At 71.4% G+C, this 17,248-nt stretch carries 20 protein-coding genes; 10 read left to right on the top strand and 10 right to left on the bottom strand.

All coding sequences use genetic code 11. The features are described from left to right. Positions 1–859, top strand: an 859-nt coding sequence (gene groEL / locus VG276_11475; protein HEV8649996.1) for a chaperonin GroEL, incomplete at its 5' end; no start/stop codon positions are given. Positions 860–1,095: 236 nt separating this feature from the next. Here groEL and VG276_11470 read toward each other — a convergent pair. Next, positions 1,096–1,935 carry an alpha/beta fold hydrolase gene (locus VG276_11470; protein HEV8649995.1) on the bottom strand — a complete coding sequence of 280 codons (840 nt, stop codon included), beginning with the start codon at positions 1,933–1,935 and terminating at the stop codon, positions 1,096–1,098. A 246-nt stretch (positions 1,936–2,181) separates the two neighbouring features. On the opposite strand from VG276_11470, the gene VG276_11465 reads away from it, so the two are divergent. Beyond that, the gene (locus VG276_11465) at positions 2,182–2,910 is read left to right on the top strand and encodes an alpha/beta fold hydrolase (GenBank protein ID HEV8649994.1); all 729 of its coding nucleotides are present in this window, start codon (positions 2,182–2,184) and stop codon (positions 2,908–2,910) included. On the opposite strand, the gene VG276_11460 is transcribed toward VG276_11465, so the two are convergent. Together VG276_11460 and VG276_11455 are read right to left on the bottom strand one after the other, a co-directional pair. Further along, positions 2,883–3,149 carry a hypothetical protein gene (locus VG276_11460; GenBank protein HEV8649993.1) on the bottom strand — a complete coding sequence of 89 codons (267 nt, stop codon included), beginning with the start codon at positions 3,147–3,149 and terminating at the stop codon, positions 2,883–2,885. The genes VG276_11465 and VG276_11460 overlap by 28 nt on opposite strands. A gap of 275 nt (positions 3,150–3,424) precedes the next feature. Then, positions 3,425–4,522, bottom strand: a complete 1,098-nt coding sequence (locus VG276_11455) for a hypothetical protein (GenBank protein ID HEV8649992.1) — start codon at positions 4,520–4,522, stop codon at positions 3,425–3,427. 210 nt (positions 4,523–4,732) lie between these two features. Between VG276_11455 and VG276_11450 the strand changes: the two genes are divergently transcribed. From VG276_11450 to VG276_11440, 3 genes are read left to right on the top strand one after another with little or no spacing between them, the layout of a single operon-like run. After that, the gene (locus VG276_11450) at positions 4,733–6,070 is read left to right on the top strand and encodes a UDP-glucose/GDP-mannose dehydrogenase family protein (protein HEV8649991.1); all 1,338 of its coding nucleotides are present in this window, start codon (positions 4,733–4,735) and stop codon (positions 6,068–6,070) included. 3 nt (positions 6,071–6,073) lie between these two features. Further along, on the top strand, positions 6,074–7,018 hold the full coding sequence (locus tag VG276_11445) for a UDP-glucuronic acid decarboxylase family protein (GenBank protein HEV8649990.1): 945 nt from the start codon (positions 6,074–6,076) through the stop codon (positions 7,016–7,018). After that, positions 7,015–7,992 carry an HAD-IB family hydrolase gene (locus VG276_11440; GenBank protein HEV8649989.1) on the top strand — a complete coding sequence of 326 codons (978 nt, stop codon included), beginning with the start codon at positions 7,015–7,017 and terminating at the stop codon, positions 7,990–7,992. Before VG276_11445 ends, VG276_11440 begins: the two co-directional genes overlap by 4 nt. Positions 7,993–8,156: 164 nt before the next feature. Here the strand turns inward: VG276_11440 and VG276_11435 are convergent, their stop codons facing one another. After that, positions 8,157–8,642 (bottom strand): DUF5319 family protein, encoded by a 486-nt coding sequence (locus tag VG276_11435; GenBank protein HEV8649988.1) that lies wholly within the window; start codon positions 8,640–8,642, stop codon positions 8,157–8,159. A 131-nt stretch (positions 8,643–8,773) separates the two neighbouring features. Between VG276_11435 and VG276_11430 the strand changes: the two genes are divergently transcribed. Then, entirely contained in the window at positions 8,774–9,934 is a 1,161-nt protein-coding gene (locus VG276_11430; protein ID HEV8649987.1) for a GuaB3 family IMP dehydrogenase-related protein, read from the top strand. A gap of 101 nt (positions 9,935–10,035) precedes the next feature. Here VG276_11430 and VG276_11425 read toward each other — a convergent pair whose 3' ends face one another. Further along, positions 10,036–10,332: a hypothetical protein gene (locus tag VG276_11425; protein HEV8649986.1), complete on the bottom strand. Its 297-nt coding sequence runs from the start codon at positions 10,330–10,332 to the stop codon at positions 10,036–10,038. A gap of 242 nt (positions 10,333–10,574) precedes the next feature. Here VG276_11425 and guaA point away from each other — a divergent pair, with 242 nt between their 5' ends. Beyond that, positions 10,575–12,119, top strand: coding sequence for a glutamine-hydrolyzing GMP synthase (gene guaA, locus VG276_11420; GenBank protein HEV8649985.1), 1,545 nt, complete (start codon positions 10,575–10,577; stop codon positions 12,117–12,119). On the opposite strand, the gene VG276_11415 is transcribed toward guaA, so the two are convergent. From VG276_11415 to VG276_11395, 5 genes are all read right to left on the bottom strand, one after another. Then, complete coding sequence (locus VG276_11415; GenBank protein ID HEV8649984.1) at positions 12,074–13,282, bottom strand: tyrosine-type recombinase/integrase; 1,209 nt, start codon at positions 13,280–13,282, stop codon at positions 12,074–12,076. The two genes, guaA and VG276_11415, sit on opposite strands and share 46 nt — an antisense overlap. 164 nt (positions 13,283–13,446) lie before the next feature. Then, positions 13,447–13,617: a hypothetical protein gene (locus VG276_11410; GenBank protein ID HEV8649983.1), complete on the bottom strand. Its 171-nt coding sequence runs from the start codon at positions 13,615–13,617 to the stop codon at positions 13,447–13,449. After that, positions 13,614–13,973 carry a hypothetical protein gene (locus VG276_11405; protein HEV8649982.1) on the bottom strand — a complete coding sequence of 120 codons (360 nt, stop codon included), beginning with the start codon at positions 13,971–13,973 and terminating at the stop codon, positions 13,614–13,616. The genes VG276_11410 and VG276_11405 overlap by 4 nt, the downstream gene beginning before the upstream one ends. Beyond that, positions 13,970–14,299: a hypothetical protein gene (locus VG276_11400; GenBank protein HEV8649981.1), complete on the bottom strand. Its 330-nt coding sequence runs from the start codon at positions 14,297–14,299 to the stop codon at positions 13,970–13,972. Before VG276_11400 ends, VG276_11405 begins: the two co-directional genes overlap by 4 nt. 132 nt (positions 14,300–14,431) lie before the next feature. Then, entirely contained in the window at positions 14,432–14,794 is a 363-nt protein-coding gene (locus VG276_11395; GenBank protein ID HEV8649980.1) for a DUF488 family protein, read from the bottom strand. An 881-nt stretch (positions 14,795–15,675) separates the two neighbouring features. Between VG276_11395 and VG276_11390 the strand changes: the two genes are divergently transcribed. From VG276_11390 to VG276_11380, 3 genes are all read left to right on the top strand, one after another. After that, entirely contained in the window at positions 15,676–15,927 is a 252-nt protein-coding gene (locus tag VG276_11390; protein HEV8649979.1) for a hypothetical protein, read from the top strand. Continuing rightward, the gene (locus tag VG276_11385; protein HEV8649978.1) at positions 15,924–16,376 is read left to right on the top strand and encodes a hypothetical protein; all 453 of its coding nucleotides are present in this window, start codon (positions 15,924–15,926) and stop codon (positions 16,374–16,376) included. The genes VG276_11390 and VG276_11385 overlap by 4 nt, the downstream gene beginning before the upstream one ends. A gap of 247 nt (positions 16,377–16,623) precedes the next feature. Then, on the top strand, positions 16,624–17,151 hold the full coding sequence (locus VG276_11380; GenBank protein ID HEV8649977.1) for a pentapeptide repeat-containing protein: 528 nt from the start codon (positions 16,624–16,626) through the stop codon (positions 17,149–17,151). The last annotated feature ends 97 nt before the right edge of the window (positions 17,152–17,248 follow it).

Below are 17,248 nucleotides of genomic sequence, written 5' to 3'. Positions count from 1 at the left end.
CCTGGCCACCCTGGTGGTCAACAAGATCCGCGGCACGTTCAAGAGCGTCGCGGTCAAGGCCCCCGGGTTCGGTGACCGGCGCAAGGCCATGCTGGGCGACATCGCGGTCCTCACCGGCGGCCAGGTCATCAGCGAGGAGGTCGGCCTCAAGCTCGAGAACGTCGCGCTCGACCTGCTCGGCCGGGCCCGCCGGGTCACGGTGACCAAGGACGACACCACCATCGTCGAGGGCGCCGGGTCCGAGGAGGAGATCAAGGCCCGCATCGCCCAGATCAAGCAGGAGATCGAGCGGACCGACTCCGACTGGGACCGCGAGAAGCTGCAGGAGCGGCTGGCCAAGCTCGCCGGCGGCGTCGGCGTCATCAAGGTCGGGGCGGCCACCGAGGTCGAGCTGAAGGAGAAGAAGCACCGCATCGAGGACGCGGTGTCGGCCACCCGGGCCGCCATCGAGGAGGGCATCGTCCCCGGCGGCGGGGTCGCGCTCATCCGGGCCCAGGAGGCGCTCGGCAAGGTCGACCTGACCGGCGACGAGCGGGCCGGTGCCGAGATCGTGCGCCGGGCGCTCGAGCTGCCTGCCCAGTGGATCGCCAGGAACGCCGGGTACGAGGGCGCCGTCGTGGTCGCCCGGGTGCGCGAGCTGTCCGACAGCCAGGGCTTCAACGCGGCCACCGGCGAGTACGAGGACCTCATCAAGGCGGGCGTCATCGACCCGGCCAAGGTGACCCGCTCGGCGGTCCAGAACGCCGCGTCGATCGCGGCCCTGCTGCTCACCACCGAGACCCTGGTGGTGGACAAGCCGGAGGAGAAGGATGACGCCGGCCAAGGCCATGGCCACGGCGGCGGCTATCCGGGCATGTAGCGGCCCCTCATGCAGCGCCCCCCAGGGGCCCCGGCCACACCCGGCCGGGGCCCCTGGGCGTGGGCCAGGATGGCCGGCCCGAGCGGCGGAGGCTCCTCGGCATGGCGCCAGGGTGGGCCCGGTCCTCGCCGGCCGGAGCCCTCGGCGTGGGGCCAGGGTGGGCCCGGCCCTCGCCGGCCGGGGCCCTCGGCGTGGGGCCAGGGTGGACCGGGCCGGCCGCGGCCAAGGCCACCCTGTCAGGCGCGGGCGGTGTGGTCGGCCAGGAAGCGCTCGACCAGGTCGCGGTTGCGCCTGGTGGCGGGGTCGTCGGGGGCAAGCAGCTCGACGCCGTGGTAGGGGTCGGGGACCACGGCCAGCTTCCGGTCTCGCACCTTGGCGGCGGCGTACATCTCCCGCGCGCTCTCGGGGAACCCCCGGTCCTGGGCGCCGACCAGGAACAGCACGGGGACGGTGAGCCGGGACGCGGCCTTGACCGCGTCCATCGCGTAGAACTGCGATGGACCGGAGAGGCAGATCACCCCGGCCACCGGGGGCTGCACCTCGGCCGCGGCGGTCACCACCGCGGTGCCGCCGAGCGAGCCGCCCATGAGCACCACCTTGCTGGCGCCCTGGTCGCGCAGCACCTTGGCGGCCGCGGCCACGTTCTGGTCGAGTGGTGGCTCGCCGCTGCCCGGGGAGGGGCCGGAGGCACCGAAGCCCTCGAAGTCGAAGGCGAGCACGCGGTACCCGCGCCTGGCCAGCACCCGCCCGTAGGGCAGCCACTGGCAGAGGTCGCTGTTGATCTGGTGGGCCAGGACGACCCCGACCGGGCCGCTGCCGAGCACCACCCCGGCCAGCTCGGCGCCGTTGGCGGCCCGGAACCGGAGCGTGCGCGACCGCTCCCCTGCCTCCAGGCAGCTCGCGCCGATCTGCTCGAGGGTCGTGGGAGGTCCGGCGGCCGTGGTCGTCGGCCGCGCCTCGGCCGCCGTGGTAGCCGGGGTGCCGCCGCTGCCCTGCCCGTCGCAGGCCGCCCCGGCGAGGGCGAGCGCCACGAGGAGCAGGGCAGCCCCGCGACAGGGCTGGGCGCCGCCAGTCACGCAGCGCCTCACTTGCATCGGTCCGCTTATGCAGCGCCTCACTTGCATCGGCATCGTAAGATACGGATCCTGGTCCGATTCGTCCACTGCCGCGTTGCTTTGCTGCTTTCGGAGGCCAACCTGTCAGCAGGCCGTTGGGGCGCCCTCGCCGGTGTCCTCCTCTTCCTTGTCGCCGCCTGCTCGACCGGCCCAGAGAGGACGGCGGCCTCGTCCAACCGCATCGGCGCCGCGTCGGGCGGGCACACCGTGACGACCACGCCCCCGCCGTTTCACAAGCGCTGCCTCACGCCGCGCGAGCAGTCGGCCGAGGTGTGGTTCGACGCGCTCGACGGGATCCGGCTCTCCGGCGTGGCGCTCGGTCGGGGCAGCACGGGGGTGCTCCTCGCCCACCAGCACTGGTTCAACCTCTGCAGCTTCATGCCTTTGGCCAGGGAGCTGGTCCTGGCCGGCTACCAGGTGCTCGCATTCGACTTCCGCGGGTTCGGCGCCTCCCCGGCGACCGACCGCAGGGTGTCGCGCTGGCTTGACCAGGACGTCGCGGGCGGGATCAGGGAGCTGCACCGGCGTGGGGCCGAGCGGGTCGTGCTGGTCGGCGCCTCCATGGGAGCCACCTCGTCGCTGGTCGAGGCCGCCCATCCGCGGCACGGGCCGGAGATCCCGGTGGCCGGGATCGTCAGCGTGTCCGGCCCGGTCCGCTTCTACGAGATGGACGCGTCCGCGGCCGTGAAGCGGCTGCAGACGCCCCTGCTCTTCATCACCTCCGAGGGCGACGGCAAGTTCACCGACGCCGCGCGCCTGCTCTACAAGACCGCACCGGCCCCGGCCAAGCGCCTCGTGGTCGTGCCGGGCAGCGGGCACGGCAGCGGGCTGCTCAACTACGGCCCGTACGCGGCCCGGCTGCGCGCCCTGATCGTCGACTTCGTCGGGCAGCAGGCCATGCCCGCCGCTCAGCGGACCATGCGGCCCTCGAGGTAGGCGGCCCAGTAGCGGGCCTGGTCGCGCCGGACCTCCGGGACCCGGCCGGAGGCGCTGGCGTCCCGCAGCAGCCAGGCGACAGTCTGCAGGTCGCCCCGCTCCATGTCCGGACTGACCTCGGTGGCCCAGTAGACCGCGGCGTTCCTGAGGTCGGAGGGCGCCGCGCTGCCGTAGCCGATCTCGTGCAGCAGCCCGCACACGGTCGCCGCGTCGTCCCGCCCGATCACCATGTCGATCATCACCGGCTCCTCTCTGGATGGTGGGCGGCAGTACGGCCAGGCCGTGCCGTCTCCGGGGTCGAACGTATGTTCGAACAACCGGTCCGGCGCCGTCAAGCTGGCATCTGCCTCCGGGGGATATCCGTTGCGCCGGCCAGGCCGCCTCGGGCATCCGTCGCGCCGACCCGGCCTTCCGCCGTGCCGGTCGCATGCCGGCACGGGAGCCCGCTCGGCCGTCTGGCCGCTGGCGTGCGGTACCAGGCGCGTGGGCAGGGCCGTTCGTTCGCGACCGCGGCTCAGGGGCCGCCGGTGCCGCGGTTGGCGAGGCGGCGCTCGACCCGGCGGCGCACCTGCCGCCGGCGCAGGACGAACGCGGTCGTCAGGAGTGCGACCGTGGCCAGGGAGGCCGTTGTGGCCGGGACGGTCGGACCCTCCTCCGCCTCGGCCCGGCTCCTGGCCAGCTCGAGCCGGGCCGGCGCCGCCGTGGCCGCCGCGGGACGGGCCCCCGGCCGCGCGAGCAGCTCCGCCACGCTGGCCGGCGGGACGTAGGCGGGCAGGCGCAGGCCGGTCCGCGGCACCCGGCCCGGCCCGAAGCCCCAGTCCATCAGCCGGGCCGCGTCGCCAGGCGGGTCGGGGCTGTCGAGCAGCACCGCGATCAGGGTGCGACCGTTGCGGGTGGCCGCGGCGGCCAGGCAGCGGCCGGCGTCGTCGGTGAAGCCGGTCTTGATGCCGACCGCGCCCCTGTAGTCGAGCAGGAACCTCGAGTGGGCTGTGAGCGTGTGCCTGTGGCCGTCCGGCCGCGCGAACGAGGTCGTGCGCGCGCGCACGACCCGGGCCAGCCACGGGTCGCGAAGCACCGCCCGGCCCAGGATGGCGAGGTCCCAGGCGCTGGACACGTGCCCGGGCATGTCGAGCCCTTCCGCGTTCCTCCAGTGCGAGCCGCGCAGGCCGAGGCGGCGCGACTGGGCGTTCATCGCGATGCCGAAGCGGTGCCGCGACCCGGCGGCCCGCTCGGCGAGCACGACGGCCACGTCGTTGGCGGAGACGATCATGAGCGCCTGCAGGGCCTGCTCGACCAGAATCGGCTGGCCGGGTCGGAGCGCGAGCCGGCGGGCGGGCATCCCGGCCGCGTCCCGCCCGGTCACCGCCACCTCCTGCAGGCCGAGGCTGGCCCTCACGGTGATCGCGGCGAGCATCTTGGTGAGGCTGGCGGGCGGCACCTTCTTGGACTGGTTACGGCCCCAGAGCACGTCGCCGGTGTTCGCGTCGACCAGGATGCCCACCTTCCCGGCGACCTTCGGTCCGGGCGGCCGTGCTGCGGCCGCTGCCGGCGCGGGCGCCACGGCAGCGGTGAGCAGAGCGAGCAGGATCAGCAGGCCGAGGCGTGCGCGCATGCGTCCTTGAGCGGTCGTGGGCGGGCCGGGAGGCAGGAGTGTCGCATCCCGCCCTGGTCAGGACAAGCGGCTGACCTCGCAGTTGAGCCGCCATGAACGGTACGTCACGGGATGTCCACAGATTGGCGGCGGCGGCCGTCACCGCTCCCGGGCGCCGGTAGAATCTCGTCTTCCGGTTCACGCGGTTCACGAACTCGAGGAGAGCAACGCATGCGCGTAACGGTCATCGGGGCCGGCCACGTCGGACTCGTCACAGCTGTCTGCCTGGCCAAGATCGGCCACGAGGTGGTCGCCGACGACGACGACCGGGCCAAGCTCGAGCTCCTCCGGCAGGGCAAGGCCTGGTTCTACGAGCCGCAGCTCCAGCAGCTGATGACCGAGGCCCTGGCGGCCGGCCGGCTGCGGTTCACCTCCGACAAGGCCGAGGCGGTCCGCCACGGCGAGGTGATCTTCGTCTCGGTGGGCACCCCGAGCCGGGACGACGGCAGCCCCAACCTCAAGTTCGTCGAGGCGGTCGCCCGCGACATCGCCCGCCACCTGCCCTCCGGCGAGTTCCGCCTGGTCTGCGAGAAGAGCACCGTGCCGGTGCAGACCGGACTGCGGGTGGCCCAGGTGATGCGCCGGGAGGCACCGCCGGGTGCCGACTACGAGGTCGCGTCCAACCCTGAGTTCCTGCGCGAGGGCTCGGCGATCGAGGACACCCTGCGCCCCGACCGGATCGTGGTCGGCACCGAGTCCGAGCGCGGCACCCGCGTCCTCCGCCAGTTGTACGCGCCGATCATCGAGTCGACCGGCTGCCAGCTCCTGGCCACCGACCGCGCCACCGCCGAGCTGATCAAGCACGCGTCGAACGCGTTCCTGGCCACCAAGATCAGCTTCATCAACTCGGTGGCCGCGGTCTGCGAGCGGTCCGGCGCCGACGTGGAGCTGGTCGCCCGGGGCATGGGCCTGGACCCGCGCATCGGCCCGCAGTTCCTCAAGGCCGGGGCCGGGTACGGGGGCAGCTGCTTCCCCAAGGACGTCGCCGCGTTCGCCCACCGCTCGCGCGAGCTGGGCGTCGACTTCGGCATCCTCCATGAGGTGGCCAGGGTCAACCTGGAGGCGCGCCGCAACATCGTGGAGAAGGTGCGCGACGCGCTCTGGCACCTCGAGGGCAAGCGGATCGGCGTGCTCGGGCTCGCCTTCAAGCCCGACACCGACGACCTCCGCGAGGCCCCGGCCATGGAGGTCGTGCGCGGCCTGCTGGACGGCGGCGCCGAGGTGATCGCCTACGACCCGGTTGCCCGCGAGCAGGCCGCGGCCTGCATGCCCGGCCTGCAGGTCGCTGCCAAGGCCCACGAGGTGGCCGACGGGGCCCACGCGCTCGTGCTGCTCACCGAGTGGAAGGAGTTCGCCGAGCTGGACCCGGCCGACCTCAAGAGCCGCATGGCGTACCCGATCGTCATCGACGCACGGAACTTCTTCGACGTGGCCGCCTTCGTCGCCGAGGGCTTCACGGTGGCCGGTGTGGGACGTCCGGTGGCGACCCCTGCCGACGCGCGGGGCTGAGCCGTGCCGAGGGCCGTCATCACCGGGGGGGCCGGCTTCCTCGGGTCGCACCTCTGCCGCCGCCTGCTCGCCGAGGGCTTCGAAGTCATCTGCATGGACAGCCTGCTGACCGGGCGGGCCGAGAACGTCGAGGATTTCATCGGCAAGCACTTCCGCCTGGTCAACGTCGACGTCACCGACTACGTCCACGTCTCTGGCCCGGTCGACGCCGTGCTCCACTTCGCGTCCCCGGCCAGCCCCATCGACTACCTCCGCTACCCGATCCAGACCCTGAAGGTCGGCGCGCTCGGCACCCATCGGGCGCTCGGGCTGGCCAAGGACAAAGACGCCCGCTTCCTGCTCGCCTCCACCAGCGAGGTCTATGGCGACCCTCAGGTCCACCCTCAGCCCGAGAGCTACTGGGGCCACGTCAACCCGATCGGCCCCCGCGGCGTCTACGACGAGGCCAAGCGCTTCGCCGAGGCCCTCGCCATGGCCTACCAGCGCACCCACGGCGTCCCGGTGCGCATCGCTCGCATTTTCAATACCTTCGGGGAGAGGATGAGGATTGATGACGGCCGGGCGTTTTGCACGTTTGCGGTGCAGGCGCTGCGGGGGGAGCCGCTGACCGTGCACGGGGACGGGAGCCAGACCCGTTCGCTCGCGTACGTGGACGACATGATCGAGGGGTTCTGGCGGCTGCTCTGGAGCGACGTGCAGGGGCCGGTCAACCTGGGGAACCCGCAGGAGGTCACGATCCTCGAGCTGGCCACGATGGTGGCTGGCGCGGCCGGGGCCGAGGTGCGGGTTGAGTACCGTCCCCGGCCGGTCGACGACCCCGAGGTGCGGCGGCCCGACATCACCCGGGCCATGGAGCTGCTCGACTGGAAGCCGACGGTCAGCCTCGAGGAGGGCATCCGCCGGACGCTGCCCTGGTTCCGGCGCGCGCTCGGGGTCGTCGGGTCGTGACCACCACCCGGCTCGACTCCAAGCGGGCGGCGTTCTTCGACGTCGACAAGACCCTGCTGCCCGGGTCCAGCCTGTATCTGCTGGCCCGGGGCATGTACCGGCGCGGGTTCTACACCTGGCGGGACCTCGTGGGCTTCGCGCTCGGGCAGATCACCTTCAGGGTCACCGGGGCCGAGGGCAAGCGGGGGATGGAGGCCGCCCGCGAGTCCGCGCTCGCGTTCGTGGAGGGCAAGTCCGAGGCCGAGCTGATCCAGCTCGGCCACGACATCGTGGTCGAGGTGATCGGCCCCCGCATCTACCCGGGGATGCGGCGGGTCATCGACGTGCACCACGCCAACGGCGACCGGACCTACCTGGTCACCGCGGCCCCTCGGGAGCTGGCCGAACGGATCGCCGCCTACCTCGGCATGGACGGCGCCCTCGGCACCGAGGCCGAGCTGGTCGACGGCGTGTACACGGGGCGGCTCATCGGGCCGGTGCTCCACGGCCCGGCCAAGCTCGACGCGGTCGTCCAGCTGGCCGAGAAGCAGGGCATCGACCTGCGCGACTCGAGCGCGTACTCGGACTCGGTGAACGACCGCCCGATGCTCGAGGGCGTCGGCCATCCGGTGGCCGTCAATCCCGACCACCAGCTCCGCGACCTTGCCGCCCAGCGCGGCTGGCCGGTCCAGGACTTCCGCAAGCGCCGCCGCCTCTGGCTGTTCTGGCTGCCCATCGGGCTCGGGCTGGCCGCCTCGGGCGCCGCGGCAGCGGGGGTCGCCTACCGCCGTCGCCGCCCGCTCGACCGGGCGCCCGCCTGGCGAGGTCCCGCCCCCCCGGCACCAGCATCCGCCGACCGGCTGTCGCGGCTCCGCCAGAGCGTGCAGGAGGCCGCCGAGGGGGCGTCACCCCTCCGCCGGGCCGTGCCGGAGGCACCCGTCGACCAGGAGCCGCCGCCGCGCCGCTGGCGGGTCCGGGTGCCCGGCATTCGGTGAACGGCAGGGTCCCTGCGCTGGCGGGTCCGGGTGCCCGGCATTCGGTGAACGGCAGGTCCCCGCGCTGGCGCTGGGTGGAAGGCGCGTGTGGGCCGTGGGGCGCAGTGTCAGGTGCAGACGAGGAAGCGGTGAGCTACCCCGAGGTCGGCGAGGGGAGCGGTGGGCTACTCGAGGTCGCTGCCGGCGGGCAGGCCGCCCTCACTGAGCACCGCGGCGACCTCGTCCTCGGTCAGGCCGCGGGTGGTGAGGGCACGGCGGATGCGTCGGGCCGCCTCGGTCGGCGACGTCCAGCCGTCGCGCAGCGGGCCGGACTCGTGCTCGCCCTCGAGCAGGCCGTCCACGAAGCCCTTGCCGTAGTCCCAGGTGACGTAGTGGTCGATCGACGGCTCGAACGCCGGCTCGTGGACGCGAGGCTCACCCTGCTCGAGGATGTGCTCGAGGTTCTCGCGCAGCAGGTCCCACCCGAAGAAGTGGTCCTCCTCGCAGTCGGGGCAGGGGATGACCACGCCCCGGAAGCCGCGCGGCTCCAGCGCCTCGCGGAACTCGGCCAAGTCGGCGAGGTCCTCGAGCAGGGAGGCGCGCTCCTCCTCGTCGATGGGGTCGGACTGCTCGTCGTCGTCGGGCTCGAACGGGTCGAGGGGGTCGGACACGGGCACCTCTGTGCAGGGTCGATCATGATTTTTCGTGAACCCTCGCATGGTACAACCTGTTGCCTGGGCTGCGGAGCCCCGTGCTTGACCCTGGGGAGGACCGCAGTCAGACACGTTCTGGGAGGAAAACCGTGGCTGAGGTAGAGATCGGAATCGGCAAGAGCGGTCGGCGCGCCTACGGCTTCGACGACATCGCGATCGTGCCCAGCAGGCGCACGCGCGACCCCGACGACATCGACATCTCCTGGGACATCGACGCCTACCACTTCGAGCTGCCGTTGCTCGCGTCGGCCATGGACGGGGTGGTCTCGCCCCGGATCGCGATCGAGCTCGGGCGGCTGGGCGGGCTCGGCGTGCTCAACCTCGAGGGCCTGTGGACCCGGTACGCCGACCCTGACGCGGTCTACCAGGAGATCGCGGGACTGCCCGACGTCGAGGCGACCAAGCGGATGCAGGAGATCTACCGCGAGCCGATCCAGCCCGAGCTGATTGGCCGCCGGGTCCAGGAGGTCAAGGAGGCGGGCGTCGTCGCAGCAGCGTCGCTGACCCCCCAGCGGGTCGAGCGCTACCACCAGTTCGCCCTCGACGCCGGCCTGGACATCCTCGTCATCCAGGGCACCGTGGTCTCGGCCGAGCACGTCTCGAGCACCAGCCAGCCGCTCAACCTCAAGACCTTCATCGCCCGCTACGACCTGCCCGTGATCGTGGGCGGCTGCGCCTCGTACTCGACCGCGCTGCACCTCATGCGGACGGGCGCGGCCGGCGTCCTGGTCGGCGTGGGCCCGGGCGCCGCCTGCACGACTCGGGGGGTACTCGGCATCGGCGTGCCCCAGGCCACTGCGCTGGCCGACGCCGCCGGTGCACGCATCCGTCACCTCGAGGAGACCGGCCGCTACGTGCAGGTCATCGCCGACGGTGGCATGCGCACCGGCGGCGACGTGGCCAAGGCGATCGCCTGCGGCGCGGACGCGGTGATGATCGGCTCGCCGCTGGCCAGAGCGGTCGAGGCGCCGGGCCGGGGCTACCACTGGGGGATGGCCACGTTCCATCCGGACCTTCCCAGGGGGACCCGGGTGAAGACCACCACCTTGGGCACGCTGAAGGAGATCCTGCTCGGGCCAGCCCCGGTCAACAACGGGACCATGAACCTGTTCGGCGCCCTGCGCACCTCGATGGCCACCTGCGGGTACGCCAGCGTCAAGGAGTTCCAGAAGGCCGAGGTCATGGTCGCCCCCGCCCTGCAGACCGAGGGCAAGCTCCTGCAGCGAAGCCAGCACGTTGGCATGGGCTGAGGGCTTGTGGCCCACGCGCAGCCGGCCCGCCTAGGCGAACCTGCAGCAAAGCCAGCACGTGGGCATGGGCTGAGGGTGCCAGCGCCGGGGCGGCCGGTAGGCTACTCCGGAGCGTCGCGCTCGCTCAGCTGGTCACCGTCGTCGTCACCGCCCCGTCGCCGCCTTGTCACCACCTGGCGGTCCCAGCCCCGGTGCACCGAGCAGTAGCTGTCCGGGTTGTAGCGCGAGAGCCGGGTCTGGCAGCCTTCGGCCGCACAGGTCCGCTCGGCACCGAACGACTTGACCTCGGGATCGGCGCCCGGAGCCCGCCGCCGCGTCCTCCCGGCCTCGGCGCTGGGCTCGCCCTCGACCCCGACGTGTTGCACCGGCTCCACGGCCGGGTCCTCCGGTGGGTGCACGATGGCGTCCTCCAGCCTCTTGTCTCCCGCCCGCCCCCCGCGGGCGTCGGAACCGGTGCAAACAAAAAGGCACCACGCAAGATCTGCGTGGTGCTGGGTCCAGGCACCAAGATGGGCGACGCGCCGCAACTTGTGTTGTTCCTCAAAGTACTCCGGTTGAGCCGTCCTCGCCAGACCCAGGCCACCCTGGCAGGGTTCGCGGCTACGCATGCAAGTCAGGTAACGGTTGGTATCCTCCATGGATGACGCCCATCGCCGGCCACGACACCGTCCTCGTCCTCGACTTCGGGGCCCAGTACGCCCAGCTCATCGCCCGCCGGGTGCGCGAGTGCCACGTCTACTCCGAGGTCGTGCCCTACGACGTCGACCCGGAGGCGGTCCGCGCCCGCGGGGCCAGGGCCCTCATCCTGTCCGGCGGCCCCGCCTCGGTCTACGAGCCGGCCGCACCCGCGCTCGACCTCCGGCTGCTCGACCTCGGCATCCCCGTGCTCGGGCTCTGCTACGGGCAGCAGGCGATGGCGCGCGCGCTCGGCGGCCGGGTCGAGCCGACCGGTGTGCGCGAGTACGGCCGCACCTTGCTCAGCGCCGAGATCCAGAGCGTGCTCTTCCGCGACCTGCCCGCCGAGCAGACCGTGTGGATGAGCCACGGCGACACGGTCACCGCCGCACCGCCGGGAGCGAAGGTCACCGCCTGGACCGAGGCCGCGCCGGTGGCTGGGTTCGAGGACCCGGCCCGGGGGCTGTACGGGGTGCAGTTCCACCCCGAGGTGGCCCACACCCCGCGCGGCCTCGACCTGCTCAAGAACTTCCTGTACGACGCGGCGGGCTGCCGGCCCAACTGGACCAGCATGTCGATCATCGAGGAGCAGCAGGCGGCCGTCCGCGCCCAGGTGGGGGACGCCCACGTGCTGTGCGCCCTGTCGGGCGGGGTCGACTCCTCGGTCGCCGCCCTGCTCGTCCACCGGGCGATCGGCGACCGGCTGACTTGCGTGTTCGTCGACACCGGGCTGCTGCGGCACGGCGAGGCCGAGCAGGTCGAGGAGACGTTCCGGCGTGACTTCAAGGTCAACCTCGTCCACGTGAAGGCGGCCGACCGCTTCCTCGACCGGCTCGCCGGGGTGACCGACCCGGAGGTCAAGCGCAAGGCGATCGGCGCCGAGTTCATCCGCGTGTTCGAGGAGGTCGCGCGCGACCACGACGACGCCCGCTTCCTGGTGCAGGGCACCCTGTACCCGGACGTGGTCGAGTCGGGCGGCAAGCAGACCGCCACCATCAAGACCCACCACAACGTCGGCGGCCTGCCCGAGCAGATGCACCTGGAGCTGGTGGAGCCGCTCCGCCTGCTGTTCAAGGACGAGGTGCGCCGGGTCGGGGAGGAACTCGGCCTGCCCGAGGACGTGGTCCTGCGCCAGCCGTTCCCAGGGCCGGGGCTCGCGGTCCGGATCGTCGGCGAGGTGACCGCCGAGCGGCTCGAGACACTGCGAGCGGCAGACCGGATCGTGCTCGAGGAGGTGCGCCGGGCCGGCCTGGACGCCGAGCTGTGGCAGTGGTTCGCCGTGCTCCTGGCCGTGCGCACCGTCGGGGTCATGGGCGACGGGCGCACCTACGCCTACCCGATCGTGGTCCGCGCGGTCACCAGCGAGGACGCGATGACGGCCGACTTCGCCCGCCTTCCCTGGGAGGTCCTCGAGCGCATCTCCACCCGGGTCGTCGGGGAGGTCCCCGGCGTCAACCGGGTCGCCTACGACGTCACCTCCAAGCCGCCAGGCACGATCGAGTGGGAGTGATGCCCTGGTTGCATCTGCGCACGGGGATAGCCCTGTGAGGTGGGAAGATGCAGCACAGCGCCCCCACTGGCCAGGCCAGGTGGGGGCGCTGCTAACAGGGTGCTAACGGGAGGGCCGAGGATCGCCCGCGCGACGGTGTCGGCGACCTCCCGGTCCGCGGTCTCCCGCACGTGCAGGTAGATGTCCTGCGTGATCGAGATCTTGGAGTGGCCCAGCCGCTTGGACAGCACCTCGACCTTCGCGCCGGCCTCCAGGGCGGCGCTGGCGTCGCTGTGCCGGAGGTCGTGCAGGCGGATCCGGGGGAGTCCCGCGTCGGCGGCGAGGGTCTGGAACCGCTTCGAGACCCGCTCGGGTCGGAGGAACACCCCGTCCTCGCGGGTGAACACCAGCCCGGTGTCGGTCCACGCCTCCCCGAACGCCAGGCGCTCTTGGAGCTGCCGGGCCCGGTGCGCCTTGAGCGCGGCGACGGTGGCCGGGTCCAGGTCGATCGCCCGCCGGCTCGACGCGCGCTGTTGGTGTCCTCGACAAGGACGGGCTTGCGGCCGACCATCACCAGCGCCCGGACGACCTCGAGCCGCCCCTGGTCGAGGTCGACCGCTGTCCACTTGAGCCCGCAGACCTCGCTTCGTCGCATCCCGGTCGTGCAGAACAGCAGCCACGCCGCGGCGAGCCGGTCCTGCGTGACGTGCTCGAGGAACGCTTGGGTCTGCTCCGGCCACCAGACCTGCATCTCGTGTCGGGGGACGGGCGGCTGATCGGCGTAGCTGGCGACGTTGCGGGTCACCTTCGCCCTTTCGGACCGCGTCGTCGAGGGCCTTGTGGACGAGCGTGTGGACACGGCGGACGGTGTTCGGCGCGAGCGGCCCGCCATCCCTGCTGCCGTGGTCGAGGAGGCGGGTGTAGAGCCGGTCGAGGTGGCTTGGGGTCAGCTCCTGCAACGCCACGCTCCCGAGCGTCGGGATGACGTAGGACCTGGCGAAGTGCCCGTACATCGCGGCGGTCGTGGCCCGCTTCTGCCGCTTCACGGCGGGGAGCCAGTCGTCCTCGAGCCACTCCCGGAGCGTCTTCTTCCCCGGCGTCACGTACGTGCCCTGGTCGAGCTGGTGCAGCGCCTTGCGGAGCGCCGCGTCGGCGTCTTCCGGGTGGGGAAGCCGCCGTTCCACCGCTGCCGCCGTTTCCTGGTGACCGGGTCGGTGCCCTCGTCGTACACGATCGACCAGGTCTTGCCGCGTTTCACCACTGTGCCGCGCATCGTTCCTCCTTGCAGTGTTCGTATCACATCGCCCACACAACGGCCCGGGTGCCTCGCACGCACCCAGGCCTTCGGTCAGCGGAGGGACTTGGCCCACCGGTCGAGTTCCCCGGTGAGCTGGATGACGATCCCGGGCACCTTGATGTCCAGGATCAGCGCGTCGGCGGTCAGCATCGCCAGCAGCTCCCCGACCCGCTCCACGTCGGCCACGAACGCGTCCCGGGTGACCTCCTTGGGGTCGGTCATGGCTCACCGTCCGCCGGGTCGACCTCGTCCCAGCCCGGGGGCTGCCGGTCCACGAGGACCCGCCAGTCGACGTAGTCCGAGCCGGTGGCGCTCTTGCGCTTGCCCAACTTGTGGACACCGACCATCTCGCCGGGTTTCGGTTGCAGGCGCTTCAGGCCGTTCAACAGGGCCTGGTGGAGGAGCCAGAGGGAGTGCAGCTCTCCGTCTTCGCCGCGGAGGACCATGACCCAGGTCTGCCCGCGGTGCTCCGCGAAGCCGCGTTCCAGCCGCTCGTAGGTCCCCACGAAGCTCTGCCCCTGCTCGAGGATGACGGGTGGTGGGAAGTCGGCTCCCAGCCGCTCCCGGAGGTCGCTCACCGGTCCACCCCCCGCGGCTGGATGTCGTCCTCCCCGACGTCGAACGCCCGCTCCTCGAGCATCCGTTCGGTTTCGAGGTCTTCCCACCGGTCATCGGGAGATGGCAGACCCGCGTCCTGAGACCGGGCGTGACCGGAACGTGCTGCACGTGACGCCGTTTCGAGCCGGGCCAGTTCCTCCGCGGTGGGGATGTGGTCCATGGTCGTCGTCCGGACCCATTGGCCATCGGTGAGGTTCACGGTCCGGACCGGGCCCAGCTGCACGCCAGCCTGGATCAGGGTCTCGCGCTCGGCCACGCCGAGGCCGTTGACGGACAGCACGCGCACGTGCTGAGACTTCTCCTGCATCGAAGCTCACTCCTTCGGTGCCGGGCCGGGGGCGATGTCAGTCGCGCCCCGGCCGCTGCGTGTACTACAGGTGCCCCCTCCCCACGGGCGGGAGCCGTATACACATTCGCGTTATTTCGCCTCCTCGACCGCCGCCCCCTTCTCCCGGAGCCACCTGGCCAGGATGGAGCGGTGGCACGCGGCCGGGTCCGCCTCGAAGCAGCAGAGGGCCAGCGGCCAGCCGTCGTAGCGGTCCAGCAGCTGGGCCAGCTCGGCCAGGATCCGGGGTGTCTGCCGATGGAGCCGATGGCGGTATCTGCGTCGGAACAACTGTTCCTCGGACACGTCCAGCAGGCCCCAGGGGTACACGCTGGGCCACTCCTCGAGGGCGTAGCCGGCGAACCTCGGCACCCCGACGCTGGTCCGGACGGGCACCACCCTGGCCGGGTCAACGGCGCTGTAGGACGACGTGAACAAAGCGGCCCGGGCCGGCATGCCGCACTGCCGACCCGGGCCGCGTCATGGGAACCGTCAGGCGCCCGCCGTCTCCTTCCGCCGGCCACCCCGAGGGCGCTTCGGCTCCGCCCCCTTCGGCTCCTCGACCACCGGAGCTACGGAATCGGTCGCCGCGGGCTGCTCCGCCTTCTGGGCCTGCTCGGAGAGGTGATGGCCTCGATGACCTCGACCTCCCCCACGGGCCGGGTGTGCAGCTTCGGGCTCACCACGCGCTCGCCCTTGTTCATCCACGTACCTGATCACCTACACCGACGACCGCACCGAGACCATCGAGGCGGACCAGCTCGTTGATGAGCCGCCCTTCGACGCACCCGCTCTCGACCGAAGTCCTGACCGGTAGCCACCTCGCGGAGTGACCGGTTTCTGGTCAGCGTCACCACTCGCGCGGCGGCCGTTGCGCGTTGCCCCTTCGTCAGGTGCCGCCGCGCTAGGTTCCTCGCGAGGACGAACCCCACCGGGTCGTCGCCCTCGGGCGTAGGCTGGGGGTTCGACGCCTCGGACGATCGGCCGAAAATCTGAACCAGAAGCGGCGTCATCGCCCAGGCCCGCCAGGCTACCCGCTCTGGCGGGCCGCGGTGCGTTGGAGGCAGGCCGAGTTCGGCGCGTGGCGGGCCCGGCCTCCCGCGTGGTGCCATGGTGCCCTGGGCATCAGGGCCGCGAAACCTGGCTGCGGGCCGTCCCTCCCTCCGAGTAGCATCGTCGCCTCCCGGGAGGTGCGAGATGGCGGAGGAGACCGCGCGTCCGGTCTGGTGCAGCCAGTGCGAGATGCCGAGGAACGAAACGGATCCGGCCTGCCGATCATTTGGCTCGACGAAGCGGACCGTCGGGATCCAGCCGGAAGGCAGTATGCAGCCTCGGGGATGCTTCGTGGGAAAGCCCGCGTGCAGGGGAAGGGCCGGCCGTTCCTCGAGTTCGTCACCGGGTCCGACCTCTACCGAGTGCTACGGGAATGGCGGCAGCTCGTCCGCGTGGTCGACCATCGCAGGAACCGCTACACCGAGCGGATCACGGACGCGACCGGCAAGGTCGTCCGGGACGTCAACGAGCCCCTGAGCGAGCACATCAACCGCGGCGCGGCGAAGCCCCAGCCACCGAAGCAGCCGGAGGCGTGACGATGACGATGGAGTCGACCTGGGAGACGCGGGAGCTGCCTGTCCTGGAAGCGGCCATTCGCTACTTCGACGACCATCCCATGCAGCCTGGACCGACCGTGGCGGACATCGCCCAGCGCACCAGGTTGGAGGAGTGGGACGTGTTTCGAGCCGTGCAGGCTCTCAGCCCCACGCATCTTGAGTTGAAGCTGTACGCCGCGGGCGGCAGGCCGGGGCCGCATCGGATTCTCCGCGTGACCGATCAGGCCCGGCGGGCCGTCGGGCAATGGCCTTCCGCTGACACGATCGTGGACCGGCTCGTGCAAGGGCTCATCGACGCGGCCGATCAGGAGCCCGACGAGCAGAAGAAGTCCCGGCTGCGGTCGGTCGCGGAGGGCCTCGGCGGGTTCGCCCGGGACGTTGCCGTCGGCGTCATCAGCAGCGTCGCCACGAAGCCGCTCGGGATGTAGGCCGCCCACAGCAGTCCAGAGAGAGGCTCGAAGCGTGCTTGCTGGCCGGTGAACGTCAACTGGGAGACGTGCGCCGAGATCGGCTGCGACGGGGTTCGATTGCCTGGCGGCAGATGCCTTGCGCATGTCTCGGAACAGGGGTTGCAAGCCCAGCTGGATCAGATCGCGTCGACAAGCGTCCTCGATGCGCGGGGTGTACGACTCGACGCCGGACTGCTAAGGCAAATCCTCGATAGGAGCGCTCGCAGTGACGGCCGGGCAGTCCTGCAAGAGGTGTTCTTCAACGAGGCGGTGTTCCCTCAAGGGGCCGACTTCCGCAACGTGCAATTCGTCCAAGGAGGCCAACTTCGACGGGGCGACGTTCCACCAAGGAGCTGAGTTCGTCGGAGCGAAATTCGGACCTGTGGCCACCTTCGTAAGAGCGGCGTTCGAGAGTGGGGCCAACTTCGACCGAGCCAGCTTCGCGGCCATCTCATTCAGCGAGGCGGTCTTCACCGATCTTCGGTTCTTCGAGGCATCATTCCGGGGCGACGCCAACTTCCGAGAGGCGACGTTCAAGGGCGAGAGCCTCTTCGCCCAGGCTATGTTCCACGCTGAGGTAAGCCTCATCAAGGCAACGTTTGAAGGTCCGGCAAACCTAACCGGGGTGACATTCAACCGTGGCGTGAATGCCAACGAAGTGACATTCCAAGACTGGGTTGGCTTCAACGCTTCGACGTTTAGGTGGTCTTCGAGCATTATTCAGAATGCTTTTGGGAGTGTTTCCCTGGTTTGAGTGCAACAGCCCCTGCCAGTAGACTCCGCCGGTCCATTACCAGTGCACCGTTGGCGTCTTGGAGGGGCTGTTGCACACCCAGTCTATTCTCGGCCTG

This window comes from Actinomycetes bacterium, assembly GCA_036000965.1.
In the GTDB taxonomy this organism is placed as follows: Bacteria; Actinomycetota; CALGFH01; order CALGFH01; family CALGFH01; genus DASYUT01.
Note: the sequence above shows the minus strand (reverse complement) of the source record. Positions and strands in the feature narration are given on the sequence as shown.

Excerpts from the sequence above, each read along its gene's own strand:
- VG276_11460 (HEV8649993.1), bottom strand. The coding sequence starts at position 3,149 with ATGATCGACATGGTGATCGGGCGGGACGACGCGGCGACCGTGTGCGGG.
- VG276_11455 (HEV8649992.1), bottom strand. The coding sequence starts at position 4,522 with ATGCGCGCACGCCTCGGCCTGCTGATCCTGCTCGCTCTGCTCACCGCT.
- VG276_11450 (HEV8649991.1), top strand. The coding sequence starts at position 4,733 with ATGCGCGTAACGGTCATCGGGGCCGGCCACGTCGGACTCGTCACAGCT.
- guaA (HEV8649985.1), top strand. The coding sequence starts at position 10,575 with ATGACGCCCATCGCCGGCCACGACACCGTCCTCGTCCTCGACTTCGGG.
- VG276_11410 (HEV8649983.1), bottom strand. The coding sequence starts at position 13,617 with ATGACCGACCCCAAGGAGGTCACCCGGGACGCGTTCGTGGCCGACGTG.
- VG276_11395 (HEV8649980.1), bottom strand. The coding sequence starts at position 14,794 with ATGCCGGCCCGGGCCGCTTTGTTCACGTCGTCCTACAGCGCCGTTGAC.
- VG276_11390 (HEV8649979.1), top strand. The coding sequence starts at position 15,676 with ATGCTTCGTGGGAAAGCCCGCGTGCAGGGGAAGGGCCGGCCGTTCCTC.